Here is a 19,916-nt window from a genome sequence, read left to right on the forward strand (position 1 = left end):
TTACTTGTTTTTAAGTTAAACATTTTAGCGGTTTATGTTTAGGATTCTTGTCTTCCGGACGACAAGTTTTAGTTTGTTTGTTAGTGTCATTGCGAGGCTGACTTTATTGTTAACCGTGGCAATCTTTTTAATTTTAGTTCTCATTACAGAGAGATTGCCACGTCATTCGTTCCTCATTCCTCGCAATGACAGTATCTTTTATATTATTTTTCTACTGTAACCCATTTCCCTTTATTCCTCACCAAGTAATCATCATTATCGTACATGGCTTCGGCTTGTGCGCCAGGTAAATAATAGGTGCCCAAATAAGATGCATTCAACATTACGGTGAATGTTTTAGTGCCATACTTTCCTTTTCTATTCATATCGAAATAGAAGTTAACGCGATCATCTCTTATGTCTGTATATCTGGCTTGGCTTACTGTGGTATCTCCAAAATCGGTAAATCGTGTATTCACAATATCCCAGCCAGATGGGAAAATCTGAGTCAATGCCACATCATTTACGTTATTACTGGTTAAGTTTGAAATGCTAACCGTTGCTACAAAATCTTGTCCTTGCTGCAACTTGGTAACATCAATCTTGTTGCCTTGCAAATCTTTATAGACTGTTGAAATGGACAATCCACGTTGTTCAGCTAATTCTTCTCCGAGTCTTAATTTTCCTGAATTGAGAATTCTTACGTAAACCAGATTATCTCTCTCATTGGTAATCTCAATTTGATTTGAACCTTCATTTATAGGAATGTTGCGCTGTGCGATGCCATTTTTAGTATCAATGGTTTCGGTTTTACCATTGATGCTATAGGTCAGTTTTAAATCCTTACCACCATTTTGCATAATCAGTTTTCCCATGGCTAATAAACTATATGCTGTGGTTTGTGTACTCATCCAACGGTCACTAGATAATGATTTTGCTATACTTTTAGCCAATTCTACCTTTTCAGGATGATTGGTCAACAACATAGTTTCTAAAGCCATAGCTCTATTTCTATGTAGTGAGCCATAAGTGTAAGCGTTAGATTGTGGTGGCTGAAAATCGATATTAGCCGTTTTTGAAATCGCTTCACTGGCTTCCTTTTGACCAGCTAAAGCATAAGCCGCAGCCAATCTCCATTTAGCATCGTTTGATATTTCATCAAACTCTCTCAATCGGTTCATACTTGCTAAATCCGGACTGCCAGCTAAGGCCAAGGTATAAAGTCGATACGCTTGTGCTAAATCACTATGGTATACACGGTAACTCGGTCGCCAATTACGAGCAGCTTGTCTTTGATAGGCAATCCAGTTACTTTTGAAAGTTAATGGTAAAACAAATCCTTTTTTCTCGGCTTCTATCATAAAATGTCCAGCGTAACTTGTTCCCCAATCATTGGCTGTGTTTTCTCCCATCCAATAACCCAATCCACCATCAGCATTTTGAAAACCTCCTAATCTTCTAATCCCATTTTCAATATTGCGTTGTACTTCTTTTTTCTTTTTATCCGTTAGATCGAATATCTCTGCCAAGAACAATTGTGGAAATACACCAGATGTGGTTTGTTCTACGCAACCATGAGGATAACGAATAAGGTAAGCCATACGTCTCGAAAAATCCATTGGAGGTAAGGTTGAAAATTCTACCGTTGCTGAATTTGTTCCAGTCACTCCAAAGGTGTTAAAGCTAACGGTTTCTTTTGCATTGGCTTTTAGTTCGTTATCAATAACACGAGAGGTCATTGGGTTCGGATTTTCAACATCAATCTCTACTTTGTAGGTTGATTTTTCGCCATTTCCTGTGGCTACAACTTCAATGGTATTGATGCCTTTTGCTTTGGTAACATCCAATTCAAAATAGACCATTTTTTCATCTGGTTTGCTGAATTGAAGTGACTGTGATTTATTGCCTTTTACCGTAATGCCATCGCTGAGTTTTAATGATAGATTGACATTTTTAACCTTATTTTCCATAGCGAAAACGGTTACAGGAAGTGTTACTTTTTCGCCTGGACTCAACTTACGAGGTAAGGTGGCCAAAACCATTAGTGGCTTTTTAACCTGTACTGATTTTTCAGCACTGCCATAGGCTTCTATATTGTTATTACCAGCTACAACCATTGCTCTAACAGCTCCAACATAGTTCGGCATTTTAAGCTGGTGTGTTTTGGTCTGCCCTTCCTTCAACAAAAATGGCCCTAGATATGTCACAACGGGTTTAAACCGATTCGCTTTTTTGTTTTTGCCTTTAGCGGCAGCACCATCTCCACCAATGGCGAAGACTTGATCTATACTGCCAGAGTAGGCTCCAATGACATCATCAAAAATATCCCAGGTTTTTACGCCTAATGCTTCACGAGCATAGAAACTATTCCATGCGTTTGGTGTTTTAAATCGGGTTAAATCCAATAAACCTTCTTCCACAACAGCAATAGTATAGGTCATTGGTTTGTTGTTCTTTTCAGATACTTTTATTTCATAGGATTGTTCTGGTTTAATAGCATCTGGCATATTGATTTGTGGTTCCAACTTCGTTGCCGGATTTTCTACCATCATAGGAATGACACCATACAAACGAATCGGTAAATCGTTAGACGTGATAGCGTGTGGCTGTAACAATGAAATATTGATGAATACGTTTGGTGCCATTTCAGCCGTGACAGGAATATCGACTGTGGTTTCACCTGGGCTTGTTTTTATCCATTGGTGTTGCAACACTTCAGTACCATTTTCAATGCTAACGAGAGCTCTACCTTCACTACCAGAAGGGAACGTTAATTTTGCAGTATCACCAACATTATAATTGTCTTTATCGGTTGAGAAGACCAACATTTTAGCGGCTTCCTTATCTCCCGCTGGAGAATTGGACCACCAATTTTTATAGAAATAAGCCGTACGACCAGTAGCGTGTCCACTCACAGGATCAACCACTCTGATTAAATAACGACCTCTGTCGTTTTCTGGAATATTGACTTTAAAACTAGCTTTTCCATTGGCATCCGTATCGATTTCATATTGCTGAACAGGTCTGTGATAATTACTAGACACGTAACTTGATAGGTTATCGTAAGACGAATTCCACCACCAACGCCATTCAATTTTATAAACTTTGACTTCTAGTTTTTTGCGTTGAATGGGTTTGCCCTCAGCTGTAACCGTTGCAATATCAAAAGTGTGGTTTTCGTTTGTAAAATAAGAACCATAACGACTCCCTTCTGGAGAACGCAAACCAACAAAACTCTCGTAAGGTGCGTAAGGCATTGTGAATGCGTCGAGTGAAAAATCACCACCATTCTCAAAAGCTCTTACCAAAAATTGAGCGGTTAACATGCCTGGTGCATTTTTGCCAATATTTAGTTTTGCATCTACTTTTGCGTTTCCGTTCGCATCTAAATAGCCTTCAAAGACATTGGTTTCTTCGGTGTTGAATCGTTTTGTAGGGTCATTGAAAATATAGTTTTTGTACCCTTTAAAGCTTGTATTTGTGGTTGTGAATTTTGCTTTTATTTCAGCTTTTAGGTTCTTTGCTGGTGCACCATGTAACCAAGCCACATTAAGGTCTCCTTGTAATGGTTTGTTGTTGGTCAGCACATCATCTTCAAAATCGATTTTAATTTTTAGACGATTTGGTTTTACCGTTTCAATTTTTAAGCTTTTAGTGAAATTAGCACCACCAACAGAAACTTTTGCATTGTAATTTCCGGTTTTGTAATCCGATGAGGTGGGTACTTTAAAATCATAGAAGTTGTTGATGTTATCCACAGAAACCTTTCTGTAAACGAGTTTCCCAACTGGGTCTGTGATTTCGAGTTTTACAGGATGACGTTTTGGTAGTTCGTTGGCTTTGTCATTCAGCACAAAAGTTAAAAACAAACTATCACCTGGTCGCCAAACTCCACGTTCTCCATAGATATAGCCTTTTAGTCCTCGTTGCAATCTGCTACCAGACACATCGAACTTACTTAGAGATAATGAATTACCGTCCAACAGCTTTACATAGCTCACATTTTTTCCTTTTGAAACGATGGCAAAAGCCGCACGTTTTTTCGCATCAATTTCTAAAATTCCGTCACCACTTGTGATGCCTTTTGCTAGTTCTTGTTGCTGGTAATTGTACAAGGTGACTTTAGCGCCTGACTCTGGATTGGTAGTTAAGATGTTGGTCACCGCAAAAAAGTAAGTGTTGTCATTACCTTGCTTTGCAATCACACCAAGGTCTGAACCGATTAGGTTTGCTGCAACCGTTCTGTTACCATAGTTAAAATAGGATTCGGTACATGGATTGTCTCTGTCGCGATATCTGTAATTATTATTTCTGTAGCTATAGGTTAAATTATCCCAATAACGCTCTTCCCTTAATTCTTGCTCTTCTTCACTGATGTCATTGGCAGCATAGAAATCTTCCTCGTAGTAATCGTCGTAATAGTCATCATAATAATCGTCTTCTTCTACTTCAGTAGTTTCGGAATTAGACGTGCAATAGTATAGCGAATAATCGCGCTTAAAACTCAATTCTACTCTATAAATAGCACCAGGATCAGCAGTTAAATATTTAGATAAGTCAACACTGTAGGCTTTCCATTTGCCTGTGTTTTGAGATTTTGTCTGAATAAGGGTTATAGTTTCTTTTGCAATCCGACGGCCAACATGTTTTATATGATATTCGTTGTTGCTATTGATGTTGTTTTCTTGAAGAAATTGCAATACGTTGTCTTCATAAATTTTAATGATTCTTACATCGACTTTACTCAAGTTAACCGCTTCAAAATTGAATTTTAAGTCTTTTGAATTTGGTAAAATAGAACCATTACTTATCAAACGTACTTGTGGTTTTAATTCTTCAAACGTTAGGGTTTGGGTAAATGCATTTTTGAGTTTGAAACCATCTGTGTTTTTGATTCCTGTGAAGACATCAACTTTTATATCTCCAACTAATTTGTTGTCTGGATAAACTTTTAAGACGTTGCCATCAACAATATACTTTGGATTCTTCACATTCTGAATGGTGACCAAACCAGCAAAGTTTTGCTGCTTTTTTAGTGGGTCTGAAAAATTAATGGATAAATACTGCTCTGGATTTTGAATCACGTTGGTTTCTACAATAGTAAAATTGTTCTTTCCTGGAATGTCGATTGAGTTTTCACCTTTATTATCTGCTTTTATGGCTTTGCCATTCCAGCTTACGTTGACCTTGCTGTCTTCAATGTAGCGTTGGATGCTGTCTATTTTGAATTCGAAATATTTTGAACGTTCGTTATTTTCTAGCCAAACAATATTTAGGTCATTTTTGTTTTGTGAAGCCGATATCAGTTTTTTGGCATCATTAAGTGAAATAACATCTGCGGACTGCAACACACCTGATACATATTGCCATTCTTTGCTATAGGATTGTAGGTTGTTGGTGATAATGTTGAAGCTAGGTCTTATGGTTTTAAACCGAAAGGTGTAATACTCAAAATCTTTGGGAATGTTGGTGTAAATATCATCTAGCTTAACGGTGACCGTATATTCTGTATTTGGCTCTAATGGTTCGTCTGGTGTAAATAAAAGGGTGTGCTTATTGATGGTCTTTAAAGTGCCTTGTGCATAAGGATGCATTTTCACCAGTTTGTCATCTAGCTCTTGCTCTGCCTCCCAGGCCACTACTTCTTGCGCAAGATTAATCCTAATTGGCTCTTCAACAGATACACGTCCAGATGTGGTATAACTAATATAACCTCTGTATTTAAAAATATTATCGGTTTCTACGGGTTTCTTTTTACAGGAAAAAATGATTAAGAAAAGGCATAGGAGGACAAGGTGCTTTTTGGTGTGCATGATGATGAATTTAAAGGTAAAACTTCGACTTAAAAAGAGAGAGTAGGTGCTTTCTTGTTAAATATTTACGCCAGTTTTTAAACGTTTAGACTTTAGTCGAATGTTAAAGTGTTCACAAAAATAATTTCTCATAAATTCCAATTTCCAACTCGCCCTTGTCATTCATGGTTGCTCTATACATACCAGCGGTATTAAACTCAGCCACCATATTACCATTTTTATCTACAGCAACAATACCTCCATCACCACCTAAATCAGCAACTTTATCTAGTACTGTTTTAGAAGCTTCTTTTAAGCTTAATCCTTTGTAGTCCATTAAGGCAGAAATATCATGCGCCACTTGTGCTCTTATAAAATATTCGCCCCAACCTGTACTTGATACAGCACAAGTTTCGTTGTTAGCGTATGTGCCAGAACCAATAATCGGAGCATCACCAATTCTACCATAACGTTTGTTGGTCATACCTCCTGTTGAAGTTCCTGCGGCGAGATTTCCATTTTTATCTAATGCTGCACAACCAACCGTCCCGAATTTTGAATCTTTAATGGTTGGATCGTAAAATGCCGTTTTAGCATCATGGTCTAATTCTGTTTGTTCTCTGTCTTTTATGCGCTGTAAGGATTGAAATCTGTTTTCAGTAAAGAAATAAGAGGGTTCTACAATGTCCAAGCCCTGTTCTTTAGCAAAGGTTTCTGCACCTTTCCCAGAAAGCATTACGTGTTCTGAATTGTCCATAACAGCTCTAGCTAAATCAATGGGGTTTCTAACGGTTGTTGTGCCAGCCGAAGCTCCAGCGTTTAAAGTTTTTCCATCCATAATAGACGCATCGAGTTCATTGGTTTCTGCATTGGTGAACACTGCACCTTTGCCCGCATTAAAAAGCGGTGAATCTTCCATTACATTGATGGTTTTGGTAACTGCATCTAAGCTGGTTCCTCCGTTTTTCAGCACTTCGTAACCGACTCTAATGGCTTCTTCAAGCTTAGCTTTATAGGCGGCTTCTTTTTCAGGTGTCATGTTCTTTTTTAAAATTGTACCAGCACCTCCATGGATTATGATGGCGAATTCTGGTTTTTCAGAGTTCATTTCGTTGGTTGTTTCTGCTTGTGCAGTTTCATTGGATGATTTTTCATTTTTACAAGCAAAGCAAAGAAATAATACGAGGATAAAAGGAATAAGTTTCTTCATGATCGAATATGATTTATAAGCGCCCTAAAGTTACATATTTTAAGAGAGTTGAGCTTCGACTAACTAACAAATTATTAGTAACTTCGCGTCAAAATTTAATAATTCATAAAATTTAAACATATATGGAAGCAGTAGCTACCGATTTCGGAATAAAAGAAGCACTTCAACAATTAGGTGTAAAAGATATAAATGAAGGATCTTCAACAGGGTCTAATAATTTTTCTAACGGAGAAATTATTGAATCATACTCACCTGTTGATGGTCAATTAATTGGAAAGGTAAAGTCGACAACTAGAGAGGATTATGACAAAGTGATGGATGCTGCTACTAAGGCATTTTTAACTTGGAGAGATATTCCTGCGCCACAACGTGGTGAAATTGTACGTCAGTTCGGAAATAAATTAAGAGAATTAAAAGAGCCTCTTGGAAAATTAGTGTCTTATGAAATGGGAAAATCTTTGCAAGAAGGTTATGGTGAAGTTCAGGAAATGATAGATATCTGTGATTTTGCTGTTGGATTATCAAGACAATTAAATGGACAAACCATTCCGTCTGAACGTCCAGGGCACGTCATGCGTGAGCAATGGCACCCACTTGGAGTTGTTGGTATTATATCGGCATTCAACTTTCCCGTGGCTGTTTGGGCATGGAATACAGCCTTAGCATGGGTTTGTGGTGATGTTTGTGTGTGGAAAGCTTCTGAAAAAACACCATTATGTGCAGTAGCTTGTCAAAATATTATTGCTGAAGTTTTAAAAGACAACAATATGCCAGAAGGTATTTCTTGCATTATCAATGGAGATTATAAAGTAGGTGAATTTATGACCACGGATTCTAGAATTCCTTTAGTGTCGGCTACTGGGTCTACTAGAATGGGACGCATTGTAGGTAAAACAGTTGCTGAACGTTTTGGAAAATCGTTGTTAGAATTAGGTGGAAATAACGCCATCATCATTACACCAACTGCAGATTTAAAAGTTGTGGTTCCTGGTGCTGTTTTCGGTGCTGTTGGTACTTGTGGACAACGTTGTACATCAACCAGAAGATTAATTATTCACGAATCAGTTTACGATAAAGTTAAAGATGCCATCGTTGGAGCTTATAAGCAATTAACGATAGGAAATCCATTAGATGAGAAAAACCACATAGGTCCTTTAATCGATAAAGATGCCGTTGATACTTATTTAGCTGCTATCGAAAAAGCAAAAGCTGAAGGCGGAAACGTATTGGTTGAAGGTGGTGTATTAGAAGGAGAAGGTTACGAAAGTGGTTGCTACGTAAAACCAGCAATTATTGAAGCTGAAAATGATTTTGAAATTGTACAGCACGAAACATTTGCACCAGTTTTATACCTAATGAAATATTCTGGTGATGTTGAAAATGCCATTGCAAAACAAAACGGTGTTGCTCAAGGGTTATCTTCAGCTATTATGACAAACGAAATGAAAGAAGCAGAAAAATTCTTGTCTTACGCTGGTTCTGATTGTGGAATTGCAAATGTAAACATAGGAACTTCAGGAGCTGAAATTGGAGGAGCTTTTGGTGGTGAGAAAGAAACAGGTGGAGGACGTGAGTCTGGATCTGATGCTTGGAAAGTGTATATGAGAAGACAGACAAATACTGTAAACTATTCAGATGAGTTGCCATTAGCGCAAGGCATTAAGTTTGATTTGTAATTAATCTTATAATGAAACGTAAGGATGTTATAGTACTATTATTGGTAAGTTTTGTACTTACCAATATATTAGCATACTTAGACTATGACTCTGGCAATTTTGATTATTTCATCGAGAAATGGACAGTAGTTTTAATAATGACATTAATATTTGCAATATTGCCAATAGTGCTTTTGCTTATTCTAAGAAAGCAGAAATATAAATTATATTTTTCTTTATTTGGATTTTTACCTGTATTGTATCTGATTTTTTATCTACTATAAACAAAAGCCATGTCAAAAGACATGGCTTTATTTTTTAACAGTTTTACACGCAACCTTTTCTTACAAAATTCATCTTATATTTATAGAAAATAAATATATGACTCATATAAAAGCAAGGTTAAGAGCTATACTTGTATGCTTTTTAATAATTTCACTTTTAGGCTGCGAAACTCGTTTTGAGGATAATACAAGAATTTTAGTCAATGGTGTAATAAAAGACCAATCAGATTTAGCTGTACAAGATGCACAGATAAATGTTTACACAAGGCGAGTTACATCGTTTTTAGGTGGAGAAAGTGAGTTCTTACTAGGAAGTAATTTTTCTGACTCCAATGGCGAATTTTCTGTCGTCTCACTTTTTGATGAAGATGAAGATTTTTCTATAGAAATAGATGCTGGCGAAACCTATTCTAAATATGTTTACAGAACCAACACGGTTGATTTTACACCAACAGACTTTACGTTTAATTTAGAAACTGTAACCCTACAAAAGCTATCTAAAGTCAACTATAGCGTTACCAGAACCAGTGGAGATGGTAATTCCATTCAATATACTTTTAGATTCATTAACGGATTTTGCTCAGAAGTTTATGAGCAAGGTGTCTTGAACCCAGAAGAAAGTCAGTGTAATACACTACAGTTTTTAAACGGATCTCTAAATGATAACAATCCTGATAGAGAAGGCAGCTTTGATGCTCCCATAGGAACCCAAGTAGAGTTTACGTATTCTATTAACGAAGCTCCTGAAACAACAGAAATATTTACGATAAATGATAACAGCGTTAATGAATTTACGTTTACCTATTAAAACATTTTGTCTTAGCATTTTTATGGGAATTACCATGACAATGTTCTCGCAAGTTAAATCAACGCAAAGAGCTAATGCTAATACTGGTATTAGCTCTTCAAAAGCCATGGAGTATAGACAGCGATTTGGGTTTATATCTGTAGGTTATCATAGCCCAATCACTACAGGAGATAATTTTATGGGTCAGGGATTAGAAGGTGAATCTGGCCTGGATTTCAAATTTCAAATTTACGTTTATAAACAATTCTTCTTGGGGTTATATACTGGCGCGAGTTATTTTGATGTTAAAGACAATAGTATAGTTGGCAATTACAATAAAACATCATTGAGTGAAGGTTATGGCTATGTTGGCTACGAGTTTTTACCAGCCGATAGATTAAGGTTGGGAGTCTTAGCATCTTTCTATGGTGGAGCCAGATTTAAGAATCATTATTCTAAATCGAGAAATGTATTTCAGGTAGATAGAGGCAATCTTAGCAGTTTTGGAGTATATTTTAATTATGAGCTAAGCAGTCATCTTATGGTCTATATAGACTACGCTTATAGAACTTCTAAAACGGATATTAAAGTGGCACCAGAACTCAATGATTTATTTGAAAGAGGCAATTACCATAGTATTGGTATTGGAATTAACTTTGCTTTAGGTACAGGAGATCTAATATCTGGGTTTATAGATTAGTTATTCTGTTCAGTTTTTTTATGCTTAGGGAGCTGATATATTCTTACCGCGGACAATTTTTTTAGTATATTAATAGTTTAAATATTTAAGTGATAAATAAATGATTATAAGTCGCTTATGGTTTCGGTACTTAGTTTGACCGTAGTTAAAATTCAGGAACAGTTATTGTTGTCATTAAACCATAGGTTTCATACTTAGTCTAATTTACATGAATTTAAAAGAACTTCAACATTTACACTGGCGTGCAGGGTTTGGGATGCTGCCAAAACCGGATGCTGCCAATTCTAAGAACAGAAAGCATGTTGTTGATGCGCTTTTTACGAACTCCAAGACAGTTTCTCCAATACATATAGACCTATCATATCTCGATGGCATTAATCCTATGGATATTAAAAAATACCCTTCCTTAGCCAAAGAAATCAATGAAAAAAACATCAAGTCTATACTAGAACTTAATTATAAATGGATTGAACAGTTAATACAACCAAAAGAGGTACTAAGAGAACGCATGACTTTGTTTTGGGCTAATCATTTTGTGTGTAGAGATCGAAACCCTAAATATGCACAGCAATACAATAATACGTTGAGATATTATGCCTTGGGTGATTTTAGAGCCTTTGTAAAAGCAATTTCTAAAGAAGCTGCTCTGCTGAGGTATTTAAACGGAAAACAAAACATAAAGCATAAACCCAATGAAAATTTTGCACGTGAGTTGATGGAATTGTTTACGCTAGGCGAAGGACAATATTCCGAAAAAGATATTAAGGAAAGTGCAAGGGCTTTTACAGGTTATAATCATGATTTTGAAGGGATGTTTAGACTTAGAGAATTTCAGCATGACAATGAATCCAAAACATTTTTAGGCCATATAGGTAAGTTTGATGGTGACGATATAATCGATATTATATTGGAAAAGAGACAATGCGCACAATTCATCTCAGGTAAAATCTATCGCTATTTTGTAAATCCAGTACCCAATAAAAAACATATTGAAGCTATGGCAGATGTGTTTTTTAAGGATTATAATATCGAAAACCTAATGCGCTTCGTATTTATGTCAGACTGGTTTTATGATGAAGTAAACATTGGTGCAAAAATAAAATCACCTATCGAATTTTTGGTAGGTATGGCAAATACCATTCCTGTTAAGTTTGAAAGAAATAAAGATCTTATAAAAATCCAAAAACTGCTTGGGCAAACCTTATTGGATCCGCCAAATGTAGCAGGATGGAAAGGTGATAAGGCATGGATAGACGCTAATACAATTATGGCTAGGTTAAAGTTAGCATCGTTATTGTTTAATAATGCTGTTATTTCCTTAAAGGAGCATGGCGATTTTAATGATAGTTTTAGAGAGAAATACTTTAAGCGAAACAAAGATAAATTGCCTTTTAAGACTTTGCCTAACTGGGAGGCCTTCTTGGACAATTTCAACCCTATTGAAACAGAAAACCTTCATGAATATATCATTCAAGGAACCTTAAATAAAGGCACGGCTGATTATCTAGAATCGCTAAGCAAAAAATCGAAACAAGATTATTGCATTCAGTTAATGTCATTACCAGAATACCAAATGTGTTAGTTATGGATAGAAGAAAATTTATAAAAGATTCAGCATTGGCGAGCAGCTTGTTCTTTGTGCCAAGTTTTGTAAAGGCCTTTGAGTCTGTAGCTACCGCACAATTGGGTTATAGACGACTGGTTATTGTTCAGCTTGCTGGTGGTAACGACGGACTAAATACTATTATTCCACACAATAACGATATTTATTACAATGCCAGACCACGCTTAGCCATAACAAAAGACATCATAAAGCTGAATGATGATTTAGGCTTTCACTCGAGTTTATTACCGTTAAGAGCGCTGTACGACAATGGTGAACTATCCATTTTAAATAATGTAGGTTACCCAAATCCTGTACGTTCGCATTTTAGATCCATGGATATTTGGCAAACTGCAAGTGATTCTGACGAGTATTTGCAGAGTGGTTGGCTGGGACGTTATCTCGATGCACATGGTAAAAAACCATACAACGCCATTGAAATGGACGAGCAATTAAGTCTAGCAATGAAAGGCGAGCATTTTAATGGTATTGCCACAAATGATTATAAAGTTTTATACAGAACGGCTAAAGACCCTTATTTTAAGAATGTGCTTAACCATTACAACGATGCGCATTTAAGTGAACACAATTTGGGTTATCTCTACCAAACTATGATAGAGGCCAAATCTTCTGCCAAGTATATTTACGAAAACACCAAAGTGAGGTTGTCTCAACAAGAGTATCCTCAGAATAAATTTGCCAAACAACTTAAAAATGTGGCACAGTTTATCAACTCTGGTTTAGAAACCAAAGTGTTCTATACTTCGTTAGGCGGCTTTGATACGCACGCCAATCAGCAAAATAAACAAGCAAGGCTATTAAAACAATATGCAGAAAGCGTCTCGGCCTTTGTAAAGGACTTAAAACAAAACGGAACTTTTAACGACACATTGATTTTAACCTTTTCTGAATTTGGAAGGCGTGTTAAACAAAACGCAGCAAATGGTACAGACCACGGAGCCGCTAATAATGTGTTTATCATAGGCAAGAATCTAAAAAAAGCAGGATTCTACAATAGCTTGGCAAGCCTAAGTGATTTAGATACAAATGGGGATTTAAAATATGAAATTGACTTTAGATCAGTTTATGCAACCGTATTGTCTAAATGGATGAATGTTTCTACGGAAGGAATTATCAATTCAAAACAAAAAACCTTAAACTTTATTTAAACAAAAAAACCTCGTTTCAGTTTTTGCATTTGCAATAGTGAAACAAGGTTATATAATTGATTAATAGCATATCAAAGATGCAAGATATTTTGCTTTGTCCTTAAATTTTTTGATGAATGGTCGAAAAAAATGTATAATCTGTAGTGTTTTTGTAGGTACTTCGATAAGATGCAGAAATCAAGGATAAAATATTCAATAAATTCGACGAACCTAATTATACTTCACTTTCCGCAGAATCCTAATGGTTTCTTTGTAAGACCTGTAGAGTTCAGAATTATAGCCTTTTATATATGGCTTAGCAGATTCTAACTTTAGCAAAGCATCGTCAAAGCCATTGAGATAACAAATTAGGTAACTGGCAGCTAAATTTTCTAAATCAACAATCTCATGATTGGCGAGCCTAACACCTTTTTCAAGTTTTGCAAGAATAACATTGTTGGTGTTATAAATATGATGGAGTATTTTTTTATCAAATTGCGGTGGCTCAAAAATGAGATTTGCTTCTATGGAATAATTGGCATTATCATCAAAATGAATGATTTTTTCTTCGAGCTTATAATACTTATGAGATTGTTGAAGACCAAGTCTAACGTATTCTACAATCTTAAAAGAGTCTTTATTATAAGAAATGGAAACCTCATCTAGAGCAGAATAAAACAGCCTAACCTGTTCATTTATCAATTCTATATCTACGCGAGAATAAAATACTTCATCCTTAACGTATTTTTTTTGCCCTGACCAGCATAACACAAAATACTCTTTAAAGACCCTATACTGAGGGTTGAAATCTTGACGTTTGTTCATAAAGTCAAACACGCCATCGAGTGTCAATTCAATATTGTTTTGTGCGTGATTTTCAATAGCTGAAACTATATCGGAGTTGACGTCTTTTATTTCAACATCAAAAACTTTTGGCATGCTCATACTCCCATCTCTAAAAAATACCGAGCCTCCATAGTATTTCCATATATTTTTCCTTAGTGAGGTGATTTTATCAATTGATCTAATGGTAACGAGACCAACGACCTTGTCATCTGGCAAATGTGGAAACGGAATATTCTCGTACTGAACAATAGGTGGATTGGTTAAATACGCATTGATGAGGTTTTGAATTTTGCTGTCATCAAAAAAATCGACACCAATAATTTTATTGTCCTCGTCTTCAACACCAATAACGATATACGAATTGTTTTTTGGATTACTATTAGATAGTGCGCAAATATGCTTTAAAAACTTCGCCTTACCTTCTTTATGGCTAATGTCAATCTTTCGTTTTTTATCATAGAAACTGTTCTCATCGTTGTGAGCAAGTAGGTTTTTAATGAGTAGGCGTTTATTGATCATAAGCCCATAAATCCCCAAAGAGGACTTTTTATAATAGCTTTAATTCTTTTATTATATTCTCTCTAGCTTGAGTTTCAAACTTATCCTGATATACTTCTGTAAAATACAACGTTTCACGTTCTAAAAAATGTTGAAGCACTTTTTTTCTCCCTGGCTTATACATAAAATCAGGATAGATTTTATATTCCCTTCTGATTTGTTGTGTATAATTTTGATAGGTTTCCCAATCCGTTCCCAAAATAGATAAGTCAAAATCCAAAAGATAGGCATTATCATCATTTTCATCTAAACCTATTTGATGCTTTTTAGTCGAAATAATCAAATTTTCAATGTTTTCGATCCTTTTTTCATTAAAATTCAATGATTTTAAAGCTTTTTTGGCGAAAAGTGCACTTTTTACTTCGTTATCCTTTTTAGTGGATTTGTAAATAATGTCATGATACCAGATGGCGAAAACTAAAACATCATAATCCTCTATGTGGCTTTTAAAGTCTTCTGCTTGACTCAGCATATTTTGAATGTGGGCGAGATTGTGGTAATATCTATTTGTATTGGAATAATGATTTACAATATCTTCCCAAAGCGAAGCAACAATTGCTTTTTTATCGGTATAATTTGAAACTAAATCAACCCACTTGGGCTTTAGCTCAGTTCTCTTCATGGTTTTGTAGTTCTTATTTTTTCGATAATGCCAAAACTAGATTGCAACAGAACACTGCCAACTTTTCCCTTTTGGGAAATGACCATAGGGCAAAGGGACTTATGGCACCTTATGCCCTTGACTTGCCACCAAAATCAAAAACCAATCTTCTAACTCAAGTTCAATTTTTGAGGCTTCTACAGCTTGTGTTAATCGCTTTTTATTTGTGGTCCCAACCACAGGATGAATCCCAGCAGGATGTTTCATTATCCAAGCCAATAACAATTGGTCCTCAGTGGCATTATACTTATCCATCAACTCACCTAGCTGTTTATGAATACGCCTGGTTTGTTCATTGTCTTCTCTAAAAACTGAGCCCAATGGTGACCAAGCCATGGGTTTTATGCCACAAGTGGTCATATAGTCCAAAGTGCCATTGTGCATTGCGGAATTTTGCGTTAGTGAAAATTCAATCTGATTGACATCAACATCCATACGAAGACTGATCATATCCATTTGAGATGGTGAAAAATTAGATACTCCAAAATCTCTGATCTTTCCATCTTTTTTTAGAATGGTAATCGCTTCGGCAATGTCCTCAGCAACCATTAATGGGCTTGGTCTGTGTAGCAATAGTAAATCTAAATACTCTGTTTGTAGATTTTTAAGCGATTCCTCAACCGACCAGATAATATATTCCTTGCTGTAGTCGTAATGTTTAACCTTGTTGTTTCGATTGTCGCTAAGATACTGAATACCACATTTAGAAATCAGTTGAATATCTTCGCGTTTTATTCCAGAGTCTATAAAAGCTTTTCCAAAATCCGCTTCGGTAGTATAGGCGCCATAAATATCAGCATGGTCAAAAGTAGTAATATTGTTGGTAATACAATGGTGCATTAAAGCTTCCATTTCTTTTTTCGAGAGCTGTTTTCCCCAGCTTCCCCAGGTCATAGTACCTGCAATTAATCGAGAATATGTCACTTTTTTTTCGGTTTATATTGGTTTTTATGCAATTGGTGTATAAAAATACTCAAAACCATAAGATTACGGTATTCTTGTTATGTAATTATTCCATACCTCAAATCATGAAACATTTACAAGCTATTAACCCGTTACTTTATTCCTTTTTTCTTTTAATCTGTTTCACCAGTTGTACAAAAGACGATGTTAATGCTGAGTTCACCAGTATTACGGTAAAGTTAAAAAGCACATCGCAAGAACATGATAAAGTTTTTATAGATATTGAAGATGTTCAGTTTAAAGTAAGAGAAGATGAGAATGCGCCCAACGCATGGATGAGTCTTAATGCCATTAATCAAGGAACTTATAATGCATGTGATTTAAATGAGGATTCCGCTTTATTGCTGGTAGACCATATAGAAATTGAATCCACCTTTATACATGAAATAAGGTTGGTGCTAGGCGATAACAATTTTATGGATGTCAATGGCTTATTGATGAGTTTGGAAGTGGAGAACTTAGGTAATGCAACACCTTCAAATTTGGTAAAGTCAGAATTGATTTCCAACAGAAGCTACGAGTTTGTGATTGATTTGGATATTGATTCATCCATAAGTTTCAATGACGAAGAAAACATGATGGTTTTTAACCCAAAATTATATACCGCAATACGACAATATGAATATTAATTATCCTAATCCGTAATTAACGAAGATAAAAGGGCAATACTAGGGTGTTGCTCTTTGTTTTTTAACTAAAGCTTAATACTATTCTGACCAGAAACTATTAGATTAAGACGTCTAAATACACATTAGGTGCGTATATCTAGATGTAACCTTAAAATCTAAAAAATCATGAAATATTTAAAACAAACATTGCTTCTACTTATAGCAATATTTACCTTTTCCTGTAATAATTCTGACGAATCAAGTAATGATGGTACTGCAAGACTATCCGTAAAATTAGTGGATGAACCTGGTGATTATGAGCATGTATTTGTAGAGGTTGTAGATGTTATGGTGAAGTATGATGGTGAAAGTGATGATGACGAAAATGGATGGCAATCAATAGGAATTATTAATCCTGGTGTATACGACTTATTGGAATTGACTGGTGGTGTAAGTTTAGAACTTGTAGATAATGAAGAAATTGAAGCTGGTCTTCTTAAACAGATAAGATTAGTTTTGGGAGATGATAATTCTGTTGTCTTAGAAGGTGAAACAGAACCACGTCCTTTAAATACACCAAGCGCACAACAATCAGGCTTAAAAATAATGGTCAATCAAGAGATTGTTGCTGGTCTTAACTATGATTTTATATTAGATTTTGATGCTGACGAATCCATAGTCATGGCTGGTAATTCAGGGAATATTAACTTAAAGCCTGTCTTAAGAGCAAGTTTAGAAGTCAACTCAGGTAGTTTGTCAGGTACTGTATTACCTGCGGATGTGGTAGTTGCTGTAGAAGCAACAAACGGAATTGAAACCGCATCAACACTTACAGATGATTCAGGGAATTTTCAAATTTTAGGATTGTCACCAGGAGTTTATACAGTAACAATTACTCCAGATAATGATTCCATGTTAAATGCAGTAATAATTGAAGATGTTGAAATAGTTATTGGAGAAACCACAAATTTGGGCACAATCACACTAGAGTAGCATTATTTAAGAATTTATAGAAAAGCGCAAGTTCATTAGAACTATGCGCTTTTTTTTTTAACCAATTGTTAACAGCAACTCCCGAAAAATTTTAACATTTTGCAACCTCGAAAAAATTATTATAATAGTTTCGTTCTTAAACCCTTAAAAAAATGGAAGAAGCGAGTACAATTGATATTAAATCAATTAATGAAAAGATAGAAAAAGAAAGTGCCTTTGTTGACCTACTTACCTTAGAAATGAATAAGGTTATTGTTGGACAAAAACACATGGTTGAGCGTTTGCTTATTGGCTTGCTTGGGCAAGGTCATATTTTGTTAGAAGGTGTGCCAGGTCTGGCAAAAACTTTAGCCATCAACACCTTGTCTAAAGCTATTGATGCCAGTTTTAGTAGAATTCAGTTTACACCAGATTTATTACCGGCAGATGTTGTTGGTACCTTAATCTACAATATAAAAGAAAATGATTTTTCAATTAAGAAAGGGCCAATCTTCGCCAACTTCGTTTTAGCGGATGAGATCAACAGAGCACCAGCTAAAGTACAATCTGCTTTGTTAGAGGCGATGCAAGAAAAGCAGGTGACTATTGGTGACGAAACATTTGTACTGGACAAACCATTCTTGGTAATGGCTACCCAAAACCCTGTTGAGCAAGAAGGAACTTATCCATTACCAGAAGCACAGGTGGATCGTTTTATGCTAAAGACTGTAATTGATTATCCAAAACTAGATGAGGAGCAACTTATCGTAAGAGCCAATCTAAAAGGGGCTTATGAAAAAGTAAACCCAGTGGTTTCTACGGCTCAGATTTTAAGTGCACAAGAGGCGGTTAGAGAAGTTTACATGGATGAAAAAATTGAAAAATATATTCTAGATATTGTTTTCGCCACACGTTATCCTGAAAAGTATAAACTTCCAAGCTTAAAGCCATTGATATCATTCGGTGCATCACCTCGTGGAAGTATCAATTTGGCGACTGCTGCAAAATGCTATGCGTTTATAAAGCGAAGAGGCTATGTTATTCCTGAAGATGTTCGTGCAGTTGTGCATGATGTTCTACGTCATAGAATAGGCATCACTTACGAAGCGGAAGCAGAAAATGTGACTTCAGAAGACATCATCAACAAGATTGTAAACGAGATTGAAGTTCCTTAGACTTGTCATTCTTGCGAAGGCAGGAATCTCATATTTAATTTCTAAAAAGTTTAATTGACAGATTCCGCATCAAGTGCGGAATGACAAATTGAAAAATGGATACCAAAGAACTTCTAAAAAAAGTACGAAAAATAGAGATCAAGACACGTCGTTTGTCTGATCATATATTTGGAGGCGAATACCACTCGACTTTCAAAGGTCGTGGTATGACTTTTTCTGAAGTCCGTCAATACCAATATGGTGACGATGTAAGAAATATTGATTGGAATGTTACGGCACGTTACAATGAACCTTACATTAAGGTTTTTGAAGAAGAACGAGAACTTACCATGATGCTCATGGCAGATGTTTCGGGCAGTAAGTTTTTTGGGACACAGAATCAATTTAAAGATGAAATTGTAACCGAAATTGCAGCGACCTTGGCATTTTCGGCCACTCAGAATAATGATAAAATTGGTTTGATTTTATTTTCAGATGAGATTGAGCTTTACATTCCGCCTAAAAAAGGTCGTTCACATGTATTGAGAATCATTAGAGAGCTATTAGAGTTTAAACCAAAGAGCAAAAACACCAATATAGCAGAGGCTTTTAAATTTTTATCCAATGTGATGAAAAAGAAAGCGATTGTGTTTATGTTATCAGATTTCATTGCAGACGACTATAAACAAAACTTAAAAATTGCGTCAGGCAAGCACGATATTACAGGTATTAGAATTTACGATAAGCACGAAGAATCCATTCCAAACATAGGGATGGTGCAAATGCAAGATGAAGAAACAGGTGAGTTGCTTTTGGTAAATACGGCTTCTAAAAAAGTACGCCAGAATTACGGAAAATTCTATAATGAGAAAGTAAATTATTTCAAGGATAGTTTCACTAAATCGGGAGCAGGTACCATAGATTGTCGCGTGGACGAAAGCTATGTAAGAAAACTGTTGGGTTATTTTAAAAGAAGAGGATAATACGCACAAAGTG

General features: G+C 35.8%; 14 protein-coding genes. 9 read left to right on the forward strand and 5 right to left on the reverse strand.

The features are described from left to right. Positions 1-203 precede the first annotated feature (203 nt). Positions 204-5,792, reverse strand: a complete 5,589-nt coding sequence (locus tag ACQ65V_RS05950) for an MG2 domain-containing protein (RefSeq protein WP_430467244.1) — start codon at positions 5,790-5,792, stop codon at positions 204-206. Positions 5,793-5,904: 112 nt separating this feature from the next. Next, entirely contained in the window at positions 5,905-6,981 is a 1,077-nt protein-coding gene (locus tag ACQ65V_RS05955) for an isoaspartyl peptidase/L-asparaginase family protein (protein ID WP_430467245.1), read from the reverse strand. 122 nt (positions 6,982-7,103) lie between these two features. On the opposite strand from ACQ65V_RS05955, the gene amaB reads away from it, so the two are divergent. From amaB to ACQ65V_RS05980, 5 genes are all read left to right on the forward strand, one after another. Continuing rightward, positions 7,104-8,657: an L-piperidine-6-carboxylate dehydrogenase gene (amaB, locus tag ACQ65V_RS05960; RefSeq protein WP_430467246.1), complete on the forward strand. Its 1,554-nt coding sequence runs from the start codon at positions 7,104-7,106 to the stop codon at positions 8,655-8,657. 360 nt (positions 8,658-9,017) lie between these two features. Then, a complete protein-coding gene (locus ACQ65V_RS05965) occupies positions 9,018-9,728 on the forward strand; it encodes a hypothetical protein (protein ID WP_430467247.1) in 711 nt (236 codons plus the stop codon). Then, positions 9,691-10,407 (forward strand): hypothetical protein, encoded by a 717-nt coding sequence (locus ACQ65V_RS05970; protein WP_430467248.1) that lies wholly within the window; start codon positions 9,691-9,693, stop codon positions 10,405-10,407. The genes ACQ65V_RS05965 and ACQ65V_RS05970 overlap by 38 nt, the downstream gene beginning before the upstream one ends. A 208-nt stretch (positions 10,408-10,615) precedes the next feature. Further along, entirely contained in the window at positions 10,616-11,989 is a 1,374-nt protein-coding gene (locus ACQ65V_RS05975; protein ID WP_430467249.1) for a DUF1800 domain-containing protein, read from the forward strand. 2 nt (positions 11,990-11,991) lie between these two features. Beyond that, a complete protein-coding gene (locus ACQ65V_RS05980) occupies positions 11,992-13,179 on the forward strand; it encodes a DUF1501 domain-containing protein (protein WP_430467250.1) in 1,188 nt (395 codons plus the stop codon). A gap of 210 nt (positions 13,180-13,389) precedes the next feature. Here ACQ65V_RS05980 and ACQ65V_RS05985 read toward each other — a convergent pair whose 3' ends face one another. From ACQ65V_RS05985 to ACQ65V_RS05995, 3 genes are all read right to left on the reverse strand, one after another. After that, entirely contained in the window at positions 13,390-14,523 is a 1,134-nt protein-coding gene (locus ACQ65V_RS05985) for an ATP-binding protein (RefSeq protein WP_155088955.1), read from the reverse strand. 28 nt (positions 14,524-14,551) lie between these two features. Beyond that, complete coding sequence (locus ACQ65V_RS05990) at positions 14,552-15,184, reverse strand: HD domain-containing protein (RefSeq protein ID WP_430467251.1); 633 nt, start codon at positions 15,182-15,184, stop codon at positions 14,552-14,554. Positions 15,185-15,283: 99 nt separating this feature from the next. Continuing rightward, entirely contained in the window at positions 15,284-16,147 is an 864-nt protein-coding gene (locus ACQ65V_RS05995; RefSeq protein WP_430467252.1) for an aldo/keto reductase, read from the reverse strand. A gap of 104 nt (positions 16,148-16,251) precedes the next feature. Between ACQ65V_RS05995 and ACQ65V_RS06000 the strand changes: the two genes are divergently transcribed. The 4 genes from ACQ65V_RS06000 to ACQ65V_RS06015 all read left to right on the forward strand — a co-directional run bounded on the left by ACQ65V_RS06000 (position 16,252) and on the right by ACQ65V_RS06015 (position 19,903). Further along, on the forward strand, positions 16,252-16,815 hold the full coding sequence (locus tag ACQ65V_RS06000) for a DUF4382 domain-containing protein (protein WP_430467253.1): 564 nt from the start codon (positions 16,252-16,254) through the stop codon (positions 16,813-16,815). A 165-nt stretch (positions 16,816-16,980) separates the two neighbouring features. Next, complete coding sequence (locus ACQ65V_RS06005; protein WP_412559439.1) at positions 16,981-17,787, forward strand: DUF4382 domain-containing protein; 807 nt, start codon at positions 16,981-16,983, stop codon at positions 17,785-17,787. Between the two features lie 152 nt (positions 17,788-17,939). Then, positions 17,940-18,941 carry an AAA family ATPase gene (locus tag ACQ65V_RS06010; protein ID WP_155088950.1) on the forward strand — a complete coding sequence of 334 codons (1,002 nt, stop codon included), beginning with the start codon at positions 17,940-17,942 and terminating at the stop codon, positions 18,939-18,941. 95 nt (positions 18,942-19,036) lie between these two features. Further along, a complete protein-coding gene (locus ACQ65V_RS06015) occupies positions 19,037-19,903 on the forward strand; it encodes a DUF58 domain-containing protein (RefSeq protein ID WP_412559438.1) in 867 nt (288 codons plus the stop codon). Positions 19,904-19,916 lie beyond the last annotated feature (13 nt).

The organism is Winogradskyella ouciana, assembly GCF_965284585.1.
Lineage (GTDB): Bacteria > Bacteroidota > Bacteroidia > Flavobacteriales > Flavobacteriaceae > Winogradskyella > Winogradskyella ouciana.